Annotated in this window: 13 protein-coding genes and 1 tRNA gene; 5 read left to right on the forward strand and 9 right to left on the reverse strand. The window is 71.9% G+C overall.

Going from position 1 to position 15,680, the window contains the following annotated elements:
• Positions 1-54 precede the first annotated feature (54 nt).
• The gene (locus ABZ842_RS04520; protein ID WP_361531457.1) at positions 55-2,577 is read right to left on the reverse strand and encodes an FtsX-like permease family protein; all 2,523 of its coding nucleotides are present in this window, start codon (positions 2,575-2,577) and stop codon (positions 55-57) included.
• 49 nt (positions 2,578-2,626) lie between these two features.
• Positions 2,627-3,388, reverse strand: a complete 762-nt coding sequence (locus ABZ842_RS04525) for an ABC transporter ATP-binding protein (RefSeq protein ID WP_361531826.1) — start codon at positions 3,386-3,388, stop codon at positions 2,627-2,629.
• 442 nt (positions 3,389-3,830) lie between these two features.
• On the opposite strand from ABZ842_RS04525, the gene ABZ842_RS04530 reads away from it, so the two are divergent.
• Positions 3,831-3,913, forward strand: a tRNA-Leu gene (locus ABZ842_RS04530).
• A 237-nt stretch (positions 3,914-4,150) separates the two neighbouring features.
• Positions 4,151-5,041, forward strand: a complete 891-nt coding sequence (locus tag ABZ842_RS04535) for a Bax inhibitor-1/YccA family protein (RefSeq protein WP_361531460.1) — start codon at positions 4,151-4,153, stop codon at positions 5,039-5,041.
• 100 nt (positions 5,042-5,141) lie between these two features.
• Here ABZ842_RS04535 and ABZ842_RS04540 read toward each other — a convergent pair whose 3' ends face one another.
• Positions 5,142-5,372 (reverse strand): DUF4287 domain-containing protein, encoded by a 231-nt coding sequence (locus ABZ842_RS04540; protein ID WP_361531463.1) that lies wholly within the window; start codon positions 5,370-5,372, stop codon positions 5,142-5,144.
• A gap of 98 nt (positions 5,373-5,470) precedes the next feature.
• Here ABZ842_RS04540 and ABZ842_RS04545 point away from each other — a divergent pair, with 98 nt between their 5' ends.
• Complete coding sequence (locus tag ABZ842_RS04545; protein WP_361531466.1) at positions 5,471-5,797, forward strand: hypothetical protein; 327 nt, start codon at positions 5,471-5,473, stop codon at positions 5,795-5,797.
• Between the two features lie 629 nt (positions 5,798-6,426).
• Here ABZ842_RS04545 and ABZ842_RS04550 read toward each other — a convergent pair.
• Positions 6,427-7,422, reverse strand: a complete 996-nt coding sequence (locus ABZ842_RS04550) for an ADP-ribosylglycohydrolase family protein (RefSeq protein ID WP_361531829.1) — start codon at positions 7,420-7,422, stop codon at positions 6,427-6,429.
• A gap of 541 nt (positions 7,423-7,963) precedes the next feature.
• The gene (locus tag ABZ842_RS04555) at positions 7,964-8,446 is read right to left on the reverse strand and encodes a MarR family transcriptional regulator (protein WP_361531469.1); all 483 of its coding nucleotides are present in this window, start codon (positions 8,444-8,446) and stop codon (positions 7,964-7,966) included.
• 99 nt (positions 8,447-8,545) lie between these two features.
• Between ABZ842_RS04555 and ABZ842_RS04560 the strand changes: the two genes are divergently transcribed.
• Both ABZ842_RS04560 and ABZ842_RS04565 read left to right on the forward strand, forming a co-directional pair.
• Complete coding sequence (locus ABZ842_RS04560; RefSeq protein ID WP_361531472.1) at positions 8,546-9,517, forward strand: NmrA/HSCARG family protein; 972 nt, start codon at positions 8,546-8,548, stop codon at positions 9,515-9,517.
• Entirely contained in the window at positions 9,514-10,308 is a 795-nt protein-coding gene (locus ABZ842_RS04565) for an oxidoreductase (RefSeq protein WP_361531475.1), read from the forward strand. The genes ABZ842_RS04560 and ABZ842_RS04565 overlap by 4 nt, the downstream gene beginning before the upstream one ends.
• A 531-nt stretch (positions 10,309-10,839) precedes the next feature.
• Here ABZ842_RS04565 and ABZ842_RS04570 read toward each other — a convergent pair.
• The 4 genes from ABZ842_RS04570 to ABZ842_RS04585 form a co-directional block, all read right to left on the reverse strand.
• A complete protein-coding gene (locus ABZ842_RS04570) occupies positions 10,840-11,874 on the reverse strand; it encodes a methyltransferase (protein ID WP_361531478.1) in 1,035 nt (344 codons plus the stop codon).
• 114 nt (positions 11,875-11,988) lie between these two features.
• Entirely contained in the window at positions 11,989-12,846 is an 858-nt protein-coding gene (locus ABZ842_RS04575; protein ID WP_361531481.1) for a hypothetical protein, read from the reverse strand.
• Between the two features lie 216 nt (positions 12,847-13,062).
• Positions 13,063-14,283, reverse strand: coding sequence for an acetyl-CoA C-acetyltransferase (locus ABZ842_RS04580; RefSeq protein WP_361531484.1), 1,221 nt, complete (start codon positions 14,281-14,283; stop codon positions 13,063-13,065).
• A gap of 181 nt (positions 14,284-14,464) precedes the next feature.
• Positions 14,465-15,589 (reverse strand): SGNH/GDSL hydrolase family protein, encoded by a 1,125-nt coding sequence (locus tag ABZ842_RS04585; protein WP_361531832.1) that lies wholly within the window; start codon positions 15,587-15,589, stop codon positions 14,465-14,467.
• Positions 15,590-15,680: the final 91 nt, after the last annotated feature.

Genomic DNA, 15,680 nt, shown 5'->3' on the forward strand with positions numbered 1-15,680 from the left:
CCCGCGGATTCGCCGAATCCCCGGGGCCCTTCGTCCGTACCGCTCCCGGTCCGGCTACTCCGTCTTGATCGCGGTGAGCATGTTCAGCCGCGCGGCGCTACGGGCGGGCCACATCGCGGCCAGCACCCCGACCACGCCGGCCAGCAGCAGGAAGATCCCGATCCGCGCCCACGGGATGACCAGCTCGTACGTCGGGATGGAGTCCCGGAACGTCTCGCCGATCGCCCAGCCGAGGAAGGAGCCGAGCGCGATGCCGATCACCGCACCGAACAGCGAGATGACCACGGCCTCCAGGCGGATCATCCGCTTCACCCGGCTGCGGTCCAGCCCGATCGCCCGCAGCATGCCGATCTCCTGCTGACGCTCGAAGACGGACATCGCCAGGGTGTTGACGACCCCGAGGACCGCGATGATCAGGGCCATCGCCAGCAGGCCGTACATGATGTTCAGCATCGTGTTGATCATGCCGCCGAACAGGTTGCGGATGTCCTGCTTGTCCATGATGGACATCGCCGGGTTGTCACCGAGGGCGTCCACCAGCGCCTGCTCGTTGGCCTTCGTCTCCCCGCCGGCCATCTTCACCCACACCTCGGGGATGGTGGGCTTCTCCTCGAAGGGGGCGAGGACCTTGGTGTCGAGGAGGTACTGGTCCACCATCTCGTTCGGCTCGAACACCGCGCCGACCGTGAGGGTCTTCCCGGTCTTCTTCCCGTCGTGCTCGAAGGTGACGGGGATCTGGTCGCCGGACTTCCAACCGTTCTTGTCCGCCGTCTTCTCGTCGATCGCGAGCTGGCCGTCGGCGAGGGTGTCCAGCGAACCGGAGACCGTCTTGAGCTTGAAGACCTCCTGGAGGCCCTGCGGGTCCACCCCGGAGACCGACCGGTACGAGTCCTTGATCTCGAAGGAACCGTTCTGCCTGGGGGAGATGGCCTCCAGGCCCTTCGCCTTGCGCAGGGCGGTGACCGCGGAGGCGTCGAGGGGCTCGCCGTTGGCCATGGTCACGAGGTAGTCGGCGCGGATGTTGTCCGTGGTCGACTTGTCGATGGCCTGGCCGACGGTCACGCCGATCACGGTCAGACCGGTGACCAGGGTCAGCCCGATGGCCAGCGCGGACGCGGTGGCGCCGGTGCGGCGCGGGTTGCGGACCGCGTTCTGGCCGGCGAGCTTGCCGGCGACGCCGAAGACGCTGTGCAGCAGCGGGCGGACCAGCGCGATCAGCGGCCGGGAGAGCTGCGGGATCAGCACGATCACACCGATGAGGGCCAGGAAGGCGCCGCCGGCGATGGTGTAGCGGCCGGCGTCGCCGTCGCTCGCGCCGGCGCCGGCGCCGATCAGGGCGAGGCCACCGCCGGTCAGCAGGCTGCCGATGATGTTCCGCACCAGCAGGGACTTCGCCGAGGCGACCGCGTGCACGCTGCTCATCGCGGCGACCGGCGGGATCTTCGCGGCGCGGCGGGCGGGCAGCCAGGCCGCGAGCACGGTGACGACCACGCCGACGACGAGGGCGGAGAGGACCGCGGTCGGCGAGACGACCAGCGGACCGTTGGGGATCTTGGCGCCGAAGGAGCCGACGAGGGAGCGCAGTCCGACCGCGAGCCCGAGGCCGATGGCGAAGCCGACGACGGAGGCGATCAGGCCGACGAAGAGCGCTTCCAGGATCACCGAGCGCTTGACCTGGCGGCGGGAGGCGCCGACGGCGCGCATCAGGGCCAGCTCGCGGGTGCGCTGGGCGACCAGCATGGTGAAGGTGTTGGCGATCAGGAAGATGCCCACGAAGAGCGCGATGCCGGCGAAGCTGAGCAGCATCATGCTCATGCCGTTCATCTCGCGCTTGATCGACTCGGCTTCCTCGTCGGCGAGCTTCGTGCCCGTCTCGGCGGGGGCGTCCTTGGGCAGCAGTGGCTGCACGGCGGACAGGACGGCGGAGTCGGACGCCCCGCCCTTGGCGGTCACCTTGATCGTGTCGAACTGACCGGGCTTGAGGTACAGCTCCTGCGCGACGGCGGTGTCGAAGAGGACCAGGCTGCCGCCGGCGTTCACCGCGCCGTCGTCGGTGGTGAAGACGCCGGCGAGGGTGTACTCCTTCACCGGGCCGTTGGTGGCGACCCGAACGGTGTCGCCGACCTCGTACTCGCCCTTCTTGGCGGTCTCCTTGTCGAGGGCGATCTCGTCGGCCTTCGCCGGGCCGTTGCCCTGGGTGAAGTCGTACTCGTCGTCCTTGCCGTCCTTGCCGGGGGCGAAGTTGCCGCCGGCGTTCGCCCAGCCGTTGCCGATCAGCTTGCCGTCCTGGTCGGCGACGCCGGCGAAGCCCTCCACCCGGCCGGTGGCGCGGTCGACCTGGGAGGCGCCCTGGATCTTCTTCAGCGTCTCGTCGGACAGGCCCTCGTCAGGCGGGCTCTCGACGACCACGGCGATCTTGTCGTAGCCCTTGGCCGACTGGTTCTTGAAGGCGTTGCCGAGCGTGTCGGTGAAGACCAGGGTGCCGGCGACGAACGCCACGCCGAGCATCACGGCGAGCACGGTCATCAACAGCCTGGCCTTGTGCGCGAGCACGTTGCGCAGAGCGGTACGGAGCATGTCAGTCAATCCTGTGGTGGGAGCCGGGTCAGCGGAGCTGTCGGGTCGGTCAGCTGGTCCGGCCCTTGGCGTCGAACGCCTTCATCCGGTCGAGGACGCCGTCGGCGCTGGGGTTGTGCATCTCGTCGACGATCCGCCCGTCGGCGAGGAAGATCACCCGGTCCGCGTAGGAGGCGGCCACCGGGTCGTGGGTGACCATGACGACGGTCTGGCCGAGCTCGCGCACCGAGTTCCGCAGGAAGCCGAGGACCTCGGCGCCGGAGCGCGAGTCGAGGTTTCCGGTCGGCTCGTCACCGAAGATGATCTCCGGCTGGGAGGCGAGGGCGCGGGCCACGGCGACGCGCTGCTGCTGGCCGCCGGAGAGCTGGGTCGGGCGGTGGCTGAGCCGGCCGGAGAGCCCGACCATGTCGATCACGTTGTTCAGCCACTGCTTGTCGGGCTTGCGGCCGGCGATGTCCATCGGCAGCGTGATGTTCTCCAGCGCGGTCAGGGTCGGCAGCAGGTTGAACGCCTGGAAGATGAAGCCGATCTTGTCGCGGCGCAGCTGGGTCAGCTGCTTGTCCTTGAGGGACCCGAGCTCGGTCTCCCCGATCCGTACCGAGCCGGAGCTGAAGGTGTCCAGGCCGGCGACGCAGTGCATCAGCGTGGACTTGCCGGAGCCCGAGGGGCCCATGATCGCGGTGAACTCGGCCTGGTTGAAGTCGACGGTGACCCGGTCGAGGGCGACCACCTGGGTCTCGCCCTGTCCGTACACCTTGGACAGGTCCGTGGCGCGGGCGGCCACGGTGGTGGGCCGGTGGGTGAGGGACATGGTGGTCACGAGGGGACGCTCCTGTCGGCGTGGCGATCGGGGACGACTCCATCGTGTCCGCCGCCGCAGCTACGAACGTCAGCCCTCGTGCCCGTTCCGATGGCCCTCTTTGGTCGCACCGGATCCTCGGTTCCTCCTCCTTTGGTATGACGGCACCCCCGAGATCGGAAGATCGGATCAGTGCCGTCCGACACGTGCATCCGGCATGTGTACGAGGCACGTACTGGGGCTTCGCGCCCAGGTCGGGCACGGGCGACGAGTTTCCGTCAATCGCGTGAAGTCGCGAGAGTGACCACGTGTCGGGACATATGTGCCCACGCGCCGTTCACCAGCACTGATGCCCAATCAGGCGGCAATAAAATAAGACAACATCGGGCCATCGTCCGCCATTGGGAAGAGTCAGCCCGGATAGGCTCGTCCCTCGTTGCGAGCGGTGTATCAAGCCCGGATGGTGGAACGTAGACACGGCGAGCTTAAACCTCGCTGCCCTTCGCGGGCGTGCCGGTTCGAGTCCGGCTCCGGGCACCGCAGGGGCCCGGGGGATCGGTCGAAAGTCGTTGAAGGTAGAAACATCGGATGGGTGGGCCCGCGGCCCCCTCCGAACCCCTCCCGAAGGCCGCCGCAGCCGGCCCGACGACCCCCGCCGGGGGCATGAGAGCCCGGTCACGATACGGAAAGATCCTCCGTTGGCACTAGGGCAGAGCCTTTGCGCTCCCATTACTCTTGTCGCAAGGCCGCGCACGGTGGCCATGGAGGAGTGAGATGAGGAGCAGTAACCCGGTCTTCTCGCGACGGGGGTTCAGCCGCGACAACGGCATGGCGGGCTTCAACGCGCAGCCGCAGGCCGGGGGCGCCGCCGTAGCCACCAACCCTTACGCCCAGGGCACGGGCAACCCGTACGCGACCAACCCGTACGCCCCGACCGACCCGCAGGTCGCCGGTGGCGGCCCGCAGGCGCCCGCCGGCGCCGGCGTCATGACGATCGACGACGTCGTCTCGCGCACCGCGATGACGCTCGGCACCGTCGTGCTCACCGCCGTCCTCGCCTGGATCACGCTGCCCGTGGACCAGGACGCGCTCGGCAAGTCCTACGGCATCGCGATCGGCGCGGCCCTCGTGGCCTTCGTCCTCGCGATGGTGCAGTCCTTCAAGGCCAAGCCGGTTCCCGCGCTGATCCTGGCGTACGCGGCCTTCGAGGGCGTCTTCCTCGGCGTGATCTCCAGCGCCGTCAGCACCTACATCAGCCCCGGGGTGGTCGTCCAGGCCGTCCTCGGCACGATGGCGGTCTTCGCCGGTGTCCTGATCGCGTACAAGATGCGCTGGATCCGGGTCACGCGCCGCTTCTACGGCTTCGTGATGGCCGCCGCGATCGGCTTCATGCTGCTGATGGCGGTGAACCTCCTCTTCGCCGTCTTCGGCGGCGGTGACGGCCTGGGCTTCCGCAGCGGCGGCCTCGGCATCCTGTTCGGCGTCCTCGGCATCGTGCTCGGCGCGTGCTTCCTCGCCCTGGACTTCAAGCAGGTCGAGGACGGCGTCACCTACGGTGCGCCGCGCCGGGAGGCGTGGTTCGCGGCCTTCGGCCTCACCATGACCCTGGTGTGGATCTACCTGGAGATGCTGCGAGTGCTGTCGATCATCCAGGGCAACGACTGACCCTGCCGCCCGGTGCGCTCGGCGCGCCGGGCGGAAGGAGGGCCCGCAGGCACAGCGCCTGCGGGCCCTCCGCCGTTTCTCGCCGTTTTCGGACCGCCCCTCAGAGCAGTCGCCGCGCGGCCCGCCGCAGGTCGTACTCGTGGATGATCGCCTTGGCGTGGCCGTACGAGAGGTCGTGCTCACTCCGGAGCCAGCTCACCTTCTCCTCGAAACGGAAGAGAGAGGGGCCTTCCTCTACGGTGTGCAACCAATCGGAGATCTCACGACCGGTGCAGTGGGGGATGCGGGAGAGGAGATTGCGGTGGGTCTCTTCGGAGAAGACATGGGACATCGGCGCCTCCGGACGCTCAGGGCCTGTGCTCCTTGTCGCCACCGTGCCTGAGGCGTCGGCCGTTGGCAACACTCCATGGGGTGTGCATAGGGTGCGGTGTGCTTGATACGACCCCTCTGCTCGACGCCGTCGACCACTTCGCCGCGGCTCTGCGCGCCGCGCCGCAGAGCCGCCTCCAGCGGGGTGCGGCCGGCGAGGGCCTGGCCCTGGCCAGGGAGCTGGCCCGGCGCGCCCAGCGGATCGAGACGCCGGAGCGCGAGCCGCGGACGATGCCGGACGCGGGCGTCTTCGTGGTCGCGGACCAGGTCCAGGTCGCGGGCCGCGACCTGGCGGAGGCGCTGCGGACGGGGCCCGCGGCGGAGGAGGACGCCGTGGCGGACCTGGTAACCCTGATCCGCACGGCGGAACGCCGCGCCTTCCCCTGACGGGCCGCGGGTCGGCCCCCGCGCCGTTTCCCTGCGGGCCAGCTGTTCTCTGCGGCTGCGTCGTGCTTGCTCGCGCCCTTGGACACACGCACCGTTTCCCTGCGGGTGCGTTGGTCTCTGGGGTCCGGTGGGTGGCTTGTCGCGCAGTTCCTCCCCCTGTGCCCTGCGGGCACGGGGGGACCCCCACCTATGCCCAGAGGGCGTGGGGGGACCCCCAGCGCCCCTGACGTACCCGCCGTTTCCCTCTGGGAACGTTGGTCTCCACCGGCCGGTGGTGGGCTTGTCGCGCAGTTCCCCGCGCCCCTGAAGACCCGCGCCGTCTCCCCGCGGGAGCGTTGCCATCTGCGGATGCGTCGGGCTTGCTCACGCATCCGCCCCCCTACGCCCAGAGGGCGTGGGGGCACCCCCAGCGCCGCCTGTTTCGCGGCCCCGTCACTTGTCTGCGGGCTGAGGCGAAGGCTTTTAGGGGCGCGGGGAACTGCACGACACGCCACGCACCGGGCCGCAGAGGCCAACGCTTCCGCAGGGAAACGGCGGGTAGGTCAGGGGGCGGAACTGCGCGAACAGACCCCACCCGGCCGCGGAGGGCAACGCTTCCGCGGGGTAACGGCGAGGGCTCTCAGGGGGCTTCAGGCAGGCGGGGTGTCCCACGCGGTGGAGAGGTTGGTGATGCGCGCGGTGTACTCAAGCGCCTCGCGCCACTCCGGCGGCCAGGACGTGTAGCCACGATGCGCGCCGGCCAACGCGCCGGCCAACGCGGCGACGGAGTCGGAGTCGCCCGACGAGTGCGCCGCGCGCTTGACCGCCGAGCGAGGGTGGCCGTCGACCACCAGGACGCAGTACAGCGCCGTGGCCAGCGCTTCCTCGGCCACCCAGCTCGCCCCCACCGCCTCGCACGGGTCCCGCTCCACGTCCTTCGCCCGCAGCGCGCTCGCCGCGGTGTCCAGGGCGCGCAGGCATTCGTCCCAGCCGAAGGCGATGAACGACGCCGGGTCCGGTGCGCCCGCCTTCGCCGCCAGGTCGCCGAGCCAGTCGCCGTGGTAGGTGTTGCGGGACTTCCGGGCGTACGCGCGGAGCTCGGGGAGCAGGTCCGCCAGCGAGCAGCCGTGGGCGAGGAGCCAGGTGGCGTGGCACGTCAGGTCGCTGGCCGCGAGCGCGGTGGGGTGGCCGTGGGTGAGCGCGGCCTGGAGTTGGGCGATGCCCGCCCGCTGCGCGCCGCTCAGGGCGGGGACGAGCGCGACGGGCGTGACGCGCATGTTCGCGCCGCAGCCCTTGGAGTTGATGACGGTGGCGTCCTGCCAGCGCATGCCGCGTTCGAGGTTGGCGCAGGCCCTGAGGCAGGTCTGACCGGGCGCGCGGTTGTTGTCGGGGTCGTGCAGCCAGGTGACGAAGTGTTTGCGCAGGGCGGCTTCGACGCCGTACGGGGTGAGCGCGGCGGCGGCCTCGCGCGGCCCAGGGGCGCCCGCACCGACCTCCAGGAGCGCCTCGCCGACCGCGAGCGCCATTTGCGTGTCGTCGGTGACCCGGACCACGTCGCCCGCGGAGAGCGGCAGGCCCATCTCCTCCCAGGGGCCGAACGCCGCCGCGATCTGCCGCATGTCGAGGAATTCGGTGGGGTAGCCCATCGCGTCGCCGACGGCCAGCCCGAAGAGCGAGCCGTCGACCGCCCGCCAGGTCCGGTCCGTCTCGAAGTGGCCGGCGGACTCCTTCAGCGCCCGCTGGCTCCGCGCCTCGGCGAGGGAGCCGGCGACGATGTGGGTGTACGTGGAGGAGGGCCACAGCTGGATCAGCTCGGTCACCGTCTGGGACGGGGTGAGGCCGCGGGCCTTGCCCGCGTGGAGCCGCTCCCGCCACTCGTCACCGCGCGCACCCGCGGACTTGAGGGGGAGCCAGCTCGCGGCGTCGTCCTCGTCGTTGAACCACAGGTAGCCGACGAGTTCGTGCTCGGTGTCGGCCACCGCCACGTAGCGCACCGGACCGTTCGTCCTGTGCTGGTAGCGCGGCGGCCCGCCGACGATCCTCATGCCCGCTCCGTCGTCCTCGAAGAGGCGGAGGTTGGTCGTTATCTCGACGAAGCGGGGGTGTCCGGCGTCGCTGCGGTCGGGGTTCAATGCCTCTTCCTCGGGCGTCTCGGCCTTGAGATGGTCCACGTCCTGATGCAGCGCATCATACTTTTGGGTAACGCGACCCCCGCCCCTCCCTGTCCAGCGCATCCGTGACCGCGCGACAGTCCTCCGCGAAGCTGGCGAGGCGCTGCGGGCCGAGGACGTCCACGAAGAGCGCGCGGACGTCCGCCGCGTGTTCGGGGGCGGCCCGGCGGATCGCGGTGCGGCCCGCCTCGGTGAGTTGGACGTCGGGGTAGCGGCCCGTGCGGGAGGGCTCGCGGGTGACCATGCCGCGGCGTTCCATCCGGGTGATGTGGTGGGACAGCCGGCTCTTCTCCCACTGGGTCGCCGAGGCCAGTTCGCTCGGACACATCCGCCCGTCGGCGGACTCCGAGAGGTTCACCAGGATCTCGTAGTCGGCCGCCGAGAGGTCGAAGTCGCGTTGCAGTCGGGAGGCGAGGCGCGCGGTCAGCATGCGCTGCATGTGGAGGTAGGACCGCCAGGCGCGCTGTTCGGTCTCGTTCAGCCAGGGCTCGTCGGACATGGCCACGATCCTAACCTCTAGTTGACGTATCAACCCCCTCGGCGTAACGTGGAAATCGCTGAAGTTGATACGTCAACCTGGAACTTCGAGGGGATCGCCATGTCGGAAGCGAAGAAGATCATCGCCGTGGTCGGGGCGACCGGTTCGCAGGGGGGCGGGCTCGCCCGGGCGATCCTGGCCGACGCCGACGGGCCGTTCGCCCTGCGCGCCCTGACCCGGGACGCGGACTCGCCCGCCGCGCGCCGCCTGGCCGACGCCGGCGCCGAGGTGGTGGCCGCCGACCTCGACGACGAGGCGTCGGTGCGCGCCGCGTTCGACGGGGCGTACGGTGCGTTCGTCGTCACGAACTTCTGGGCCCCGCGCCCCGCGGAGGACGTACGCCGTCGTACGGCGGCGCAGATGGAGAAGGAGCAGGCCGGCAACGCCGCCCGGGCCGCGCGGGCCGCCGGGCTCCGGCACGTGATCTGGTCCACCCTGGAGGACACCCGCGGTGTGCTGCGCACCGGTGACGACCAGATGCCGCTGCTCGAAGGCGACTACACCGTGCCCCACTTCGACGCCAAGGCCGAGGCGGACCGGCTGTTCACCGCGGAGGGCGTGCCCACCACCTTCCTGCGCACCACCTTCTTCTACGAGGCGTTCCTCCGGGGCATGGGCCCGGTGCGCGGCGACGACGGCACGCTCGCGATCACCCTGCCGATGGCCGACGCCCCCATCGCCGGGATCGCCTCCGACGACATCGGCCGGACCGCGCTCGGCGTCTTCCGGCACCCGGAGCTGGTCGGCGAGACGGTGAGCATCGCCGGCGGCCACCACACGGGCGGCGAGTTGGCCGAGCTGTTCACCGCGGCGCTGGGCGAGAAGGTCGCGTACCGGCCGGCGAGCTTCGACGAGTACCGGGCGTCCGGCGCCTTCGCGGCGGACGAGGTGGCGAACATGTTCGCGTACTACGTGCAGGCCGCCGACACCTTCGTCGGGGACCGGGACCTCGCCGCCGTACGGGCGCTGAACCCCGCGCTCCAGTCGCTCCCCGAGTGGCTGGCGCAGCACGCCGCGGAGACGGTCCAGTGAGCGCCGGTCCGACGGGCGCCGCGCGGTTGGCCGGGCGGCGTGCGGTCGTCACCGGCGGAACGCGCGGCATCGGGGCCGCGATCGTGGCGCGGCTCGTCGCCGAGGGCGCCTCCGTGCTGACCACCGCGCGCGGCGCCGGGGGCGGCGACCTGCCCGACGGGGTGCACTTCGTGACGGCCGACGCCGCCGTGCCCGCCGACGCGACGCGGGTGGCCCGCGCGGCGGAGGAGTTACTCGGCGGCGTGGACGTCCTCGTCAACAACGCCGGCGGCACGGACACCCGCCCCGACAGCGTCCTCCACGCCGACGACGGGGAGTGGCAGCGGAACCTGGAGACCAATCTGCTGAGCGCGGTGCGGCTGGACCGGGCGGTCCTGCCGGGCATGGTCGCCCGGGGGAGCGGGGTGGTCGTGCACGTCTCGTCGACCGCGGCGCACGAGCCGTTGCAGGACGCCGTGGCGTACTCCGCCGCGAAGGCGGCGCTGTCCGCGTACAGCAAGGCCCTGGCCGTCCGGGTCGGCCCGAGCGGCGTCCGCGTCAACAGGATCTCGCCGGGCGTGACGCTCACCTCGGCCGCGGAGGATCTGCTGAGGCGCAACGCGGCGCGGAGCGGCACGGATCGCGAGGCGGCGCTGCGGGAGTTGATGGCCGGGCTGGGCGGGGTGCCGCTGCGGCGGCCGGGCGGGCCGGAGGAGGTCGCGGCGCTCGTCGCGTTCCTCGTCTCGGACGAGGCCGCGTGGATCACCGGCGCGGACCACGTCATCGACGGCGGCATGCTCCACGCCGCGTAACGCCCCGCCCCGCCGCACCTGCGATGCGGCTGCGGCCCCTGCGGCTGCGGGCGCCGCCGCCGTTTCCCCGCGGGCGCGTTGACCTCCGCGACCCGGTGGTGGGCTGTCCGCGCAGTTCCTCGCGCCCCTGACGTACCCGCCGTTTCCCTCTGGGAACGTTGGTCTCCACCGGCCGGTGGTGGGCTTGTCGCGCAGTTCCCCGCGCCCCTAAAAACCCCTCGCCGTTTCCCTGCTCGGCGCGTTGGTCTCTGCGGCCCGTCTGTGGCTTGTCGCGCAGTTCCCCGCGCCCCTGTTTCGCTGCCCCCGTCTTTCGTCTGCGGGCTGGGGCGAAGGTTTTTAGGGGCGCGGGGAACTGCGCGAACAACCCCCACCGGGCCGCAGAGACCAACGCGCACCGCAGGGAAACGGCGGGTATGTCAGGGGCGCGAGGAAGTGCGCGAACAGCCACAGACGGGCCGCAGCGACCAACGCGCACCGCAGGGAAACGGCGGGTACGTCAGGGCGCTGGGGCCCGGGGTGGCTTGGGTGCCGTCAGTGGGGCGCTCGGGCCTCGACGATCGAGAGGACCGTGGGGGTGGGGAGCACCCGGTGGAGTCGGAGACCCGCCGTCGCGAAGAGCTCGGCGAAGTCCGACTCCGTGCGCTCACGGCCCGTCAGCGACGCCATCATCATCAGGTCGAGGTCCTTGCCCTGGTGGGGCCCGTTGCCCGGCGGGATCACCGCGTCGATCACCAGCACCCGGCCGCCCGGCGCCAGCGCCGCCCGACAGTTGCGCAGCACCGTCGCGCACTGCTCGTCGTCCCAGTCGTGCAGGATGCGCTTGAGCATCAGCACGTCCCCGGGCGGCACGGACGCGAAGAAATCGCCCTCCGCCGTCTCCCACCGCCCCGCCGGATCCGCGCCGTGCGGCACGGGCGTGGCCAGGCGGTGCCCGGCGAGCACGTGCGCGCGGTCGTACAGCACGCCGTGCAGCGAGGGCCCGGCCGCCAGCACCTCGCTCAGCAGTCCGCCGTAGCCGCCGCCGACGTCGACCACCCGGGCGCCCTCGGGGAAGTCGTACGCCGCGGCGATCGGCGCGTTCTCGGCGTCCGACATGGAGGCCATGCCCGCGTGGAAGACCGCCGCCGTCTGCTCGTCCCGGGCGAAGTGGTCGAAGAACGGCATGCCGAAGAGCGCGTCGAAGGCCGAGCCGCCGTCCGTCAGACAGCGGCTCATCTCCCCGGCGGGCCGCCACATCGTCGGGTCCGTCAGCATCAGCACCGCGGAGCGCGCCGAGACCGGGGCGTCGCTGCGCAGCGCGTCCCCCTCGGGCGTCAGCCGGAACCGGCCCGCCCCGTCCTCCGCGAACAGGCCCCGGGTCGCGAGCAGCCGTAGCACCCGGTGCAGCGCACCCGCGTCCGTGCCGGTCGCCGCCGCCAGCTCCGCCGGTGTGCGCGGGCCGTCGGCCAGGTGGTCCGCCACCCCGACGTCCGCCGCTGCGCGCAGCGCCGCCGGGTACAGGAACCCGAGCGCCTGCGCCACGACCAGCGCCGCGCTGCGCCGTCCGTCCGCCATCTCGTCAGCCATGGGACACGCCTCCCCTAAGGGCCTAAGGGCCGGTTGGGACCGGCCGACCGGGCCCAGCATGCCAGCGGGCGGGAACCGACCGTTCGGTTCCCGCCAGCGGGGTTCAGCAGTGCGTCACAGGGAGGCGATCACGCGGTCCGCGAGTATGTAGACCGTCTCCGCGCCGCAGACGAACGTGAGGGCGTATGCGCCGGAGACGCCGGAGCCGCCCAGTAGCACCGGGGTCTCGCCGTCGCGCAGCGCCTGCGCCAGGCGTTCGGCGGTCTCGCGGTGGCCGGGGGTCAGGCACAGCGTCGTGCCGTCCGCGAAGACGTACACGTCGAGCGTGCCGAGCGGGCCGGGGCGTACGTCGGCGAGTTCGGTACGGGCCTGCGCCAGCTCCTCCAGCCGCGCCACCGTGCGCTCCTGGTCGGTGACCACGGGCGTCTGCACGGGCACGAAGTCCGGGTGCGAGGGGTGCCGGCGGCGGGCGGCGGCCAGTTCGGGGGAGTCCTCGGCGAACTCCGGCGCCTCCGGGAGGTCGGCCACGTCCTCCAGGGCCTCCGTCATGTCGTAGTCGACGGCCTCGAGACCGACGAAGTCGGCCTGGCGCGGTACGTAGAAGGGCAGCTCGTCGCCGGGGACGCCGGGAGCGCTGGAACCGGAGCCGGGGGCGGACGCCCCGCCGACCAGGGGCGCGGGCGCGTCCGCCGCGTCGCGGGCCTCCTGCGCGGCCCAGAACGCGCGCGCCTCGGCCAGCTCCCGCTCGCGCTCCTCGGCGAGCGCTTCGGCGACGGCCGCGCGTATCTCCGCGGCGGGCGTGGGCCGCGCCTGCGGTACGGACGCGGCCGGCGGGCCGGCGTCGTGCGCGGCGAGCTCCGCCCTCAGGGCGGTGACCTGCCGACGGAGCCCGTGGGCGGCGTGCAGGGCGGCGGCGCCCACGACCGTGGCTGCGCCGCAGGTCAGCAGCAGGGCAAGAGACATGGCGCTCACTGACGTACTCCCTGTTTCATCGACACCCCGAATTCCTACCTCAGCTTGCGATGAGGCTGCCCCTGCTGTCAGTGCATTACGTCACGAAGTGGACAGGACTTTTGGCCTAGGGCTGACCCGGGTGGACCGCTGACCTGCGGAAACGTTTCTTCGGATGTGGATCCCCTTTTTTCTTCCGGGGATCCGAACCCGAAGGCCGCGACCGAGGCGAGCGCCCTAGCTGAGCCGCTCGATCACCATCGCCATGCCCTGGCCGCCGCCCACGCACATGGTCTCCAGGCCGAACTGCTTGTCGTGGAACTGGAGGCTGTTGATCAGCGTGCCCGTGATCCGGGCGCCGGTCATGCCGTACGGGTGGCCCACCGCGATCGCGCCGCCGTTGACGTTGAGTTTGTCGAGGTCGATGCCGAGGTCCCGGTACGAGGGGATCACCTGCGCGGCGAACGCCTCGTTGATCTCCACCAGGTCGATGTCGTCGATCGTCAGCCCCGCGCGGGCCAGCGCCTGCCGGGACGCGTCCACCGGGCCGTACCCCATGATCTCGGGGGAGAGCGCCGAGACGCCCGTGGACACGATTCGGGCGAGCGGGGTGAGGCCCAGCTCCCGCGCCTTGGTGTCGCTCATGATCACCAGCGCGGCGGCGCCGTCGTTCAGCGGGCAGCAGTTGCCCGCGGTGATCAGGCCGTCCGGGCGGAACACCGGCTTCAGCCCCTCGACGCCCTCCAACGTCACGCCCGCGCGCGGGCCGTCGTCCTTGCTGACGACCGTGCCGTCCGGGGTGGTCACCGGGGTGATCTCGCGCTCCCAGAAGCCGTTGGCGATGGCCGCTTCGGCGAGGTTCTGGGACCATACGCCGAACTCGTCCATGTCCCGGCGGGTGATGCCCTTGAGCCGGGCCAGGTTCTCCGCGGTCTGGCCCATCGCGATGTACGCGTCGGGCAGCAGGCCGTCCTCGCGCGGGTCGTGCCAGTCGTCGACGCCGCCCTCCGCCGTCTTGGCCGTCCGCGCCTGCGCCTCGTCGAAGAGGGGGTTCTTGGTGTCCGGCAGCCCGTCGGACGAGCCCTTCTCGAAGCGGGAGACCATCTCGACGCCGGCCGAGACGAAGACGTCGCCCTCGCCCGCCTTGATCGCGTGCAGCGCCATCCGGGAGGTCTGGAGCGACGACGAGCAGTAGCGCGTGATCGTGCAGCCGGGGAGGTGGTCCATCCCCATCTGGACGGCGACGATCCGCCCCAGGTTGTGCCCCTGCTCCCCGCCGGGCAGGCCGCACCCCAACATCAGGTCGTCGATGTCGCGCGGATCCAGCTCGGGCACCTTGGCGAGCGCGGCCTGAACGATCGTCGCGGTCAGGTCGTCGGCTCGCAGGCCCTTGAGCGAGCCCTTGAAGGCCCGGCCGATGGGGCTGCGGGCGGCGGAAACGATGACGGCTTCGGGCATCACGGCTCCAAGGGGAGGGGGAGGACTGGATGGAAGCTACCGCCAGGTAGGCGCGGGGTCACGGGTGGCGGGGTGTGACGGTCACCTCAATTCTAAGCGCTCGCTCAGCATTGCGCAGGGTCGGTGCGGGCGGGCCCGCCCCGCGAAGCGCAGGTGCGCCGGACCGAGGGCCCCCGCCCGCTCAGCGGCGGGTGATCCGGGACGGAGGGCGACCGGTCCCCTCCGGGCCGGATCCGTCCGCGCTCGTTCCCTCCGCGTTCGTTCCCTCCGGGCTTGTTCCGGCCGCGCTTGTTCCGTCCGGGGCGGTTCCCTCCGAACCGGTTCCCTCCGGGGCGTGCTCCGCGGGCGCGGAGTCGTGCTCCGGACGGATCCGGCGGCGGCGCCGGTGCTTGAGCAGGGCCCACGGGGCGCGCGCCGCCGTGACCTCCGTGCCGGCCTCCCGTACCGCCGTGGCCGCGGCCTGGGCCACCGGGAGCACGTCCTCGTCCCGCGACGCGTCCAGCCGGTCCGCCTCCGGCCACAGGCCGAGCGCCGCGCACAGGGTGGGCAGGATCGCCATGGACGCCGTCGCGTACCCCTCCGCCGAGGGGTGGTAGTTGTCCACCGAGAACATTTCGCGGGGGTTCGCCGCGAACTCGGGGCCCAGCAGGTCGCCCAGCGAGACCGTCCGCCCGCCCTGCTCCACCGTGACGATCGTCTGGGCCGCGGCGAGCTGCCGGGACGCCCGACGGGCCAGCCACCGCAGCGGCTGGTACACCGGCTCGATCGTGCCCAGGTCGGGGCAGGTGCCGACGACGACCTCCGCGCCGGCCGTACGCAGCCGGCGCACCGCCGCCGACAGGTGCCGCACCGACTCCGTCGGCGGCATCCGGTGCGTCACGTCGTTCGCGCCGATCATGATCACGCAGACGTCCGGCAGCCGGGACGTGTCCGACAGCAGCAACGTCACCTGCCGCTCCAGGTCGTCCGAGCGCGCGCCCGGCAGCGCCACGTTCACCACGTCGACCGGGCGCTCGGCCACCGCCGCCAGGCCGGACGCCAACAGCGCAGCCGGCGTCTGGCCCGCGCGCCGCACCCCCTGGCCGGCCGCCGTCGAATCGCCGAGCACGCCGAGGAACAGCGGCTGCGTACGGCCGAACGCCAGCCCGTACAGCCCGTCGCCCCGCGGGGGCAACGGCGCGAGGCCACCGCCCACCGACCTCTTCGCCAGCTGGACCTCGGCGAGCAGCAGCCCCACGGCAGCCACGCCGACCAGGCCGATGCCGCCGCCTCCGTAGGCCGCGCCCGCAGCGATGCGTCGCGCCACTCTCGCTCCCGACACCCGCCACCTCCTGTCGTCAAGAGCTAACTGCCCGGTAACCGCCGTCGCCCAATCACGGTCACCTCCGCATACGCTG

The sequence above is a fragment of the Streptomyces sp. NPDC047315 genome (assembly GCF_040643215.1).
Lineage (GTDB): Bacteria > Actinomycetota > Actinomycetes > Streptomycetales > Streptomycetaceae > Streptomyces.

Coding starts and splice junctions, on each gene's coding strand:
- ABZ842_RS04520 (WP_361531457.1), bottom strand. CDS start 2,577: ATGCTCCGTACCGCTCTGCGCAACGTGCTCGCGCACAAGGCCAGGCTG.
- ABZ842_RS04525 (WP_361531826.1), bottom strand. CDS start 3,388: ATGTCCCTCACCCACCGGCCCACCACCGTGGCCGCCCGCGCCACGGAC.
- ABZ842_RS04535 (WP_361531460.1), top strand. CDS start 4,151: ATGAGGAGCAGTAACCCGGTCTTCTCGCGACGGGGGTTCAGCCGCGAC.
- ABZ842_RS04540 (WP_361531463.1), bottom strand. CDS start 5,372: ATGTCCCATGTCTTCTCCGAAGAGACCCACCGCAATCTCCTCTCCCGC.
- ABZ842_RS04550 (WP_361531829.1), bottom strand. CDS start 7,422: ATGGGCTACCCCACCGAATTCCTCGACATGCGGCAGATCGCGGCGGCG.
- ABZ842_RS04555 (WP_361531469.1), bottom strand. CDS start 8,446: ATGTCCGACGAGCCCTGGCTGAACGAGACCGAACAGCGCGCCTGGCGG.
- ABZ842_RS04560 (WP_361531472.1), top strand. CDS start 8,546: ATGTCGGAAGCGAAGAAGATCATCGCCGTGGTCGGGGCGACCGGTTCG.
- ABZ842_RS04570 (WP_361531478.1), bottom strand. CDS start 11,874: ATGGCTGACGAGATGGCGGACGGACGGCGCAGCGCGGCGCTGGTCGTG.
- ABZ842_RS04580 (WP_361531484.1), bottom strand. CDS start 14,283: ATGCCCGAAGCCGTCATCGTTTCCGCCGCCCGCAGCCCCATCGGCCGG.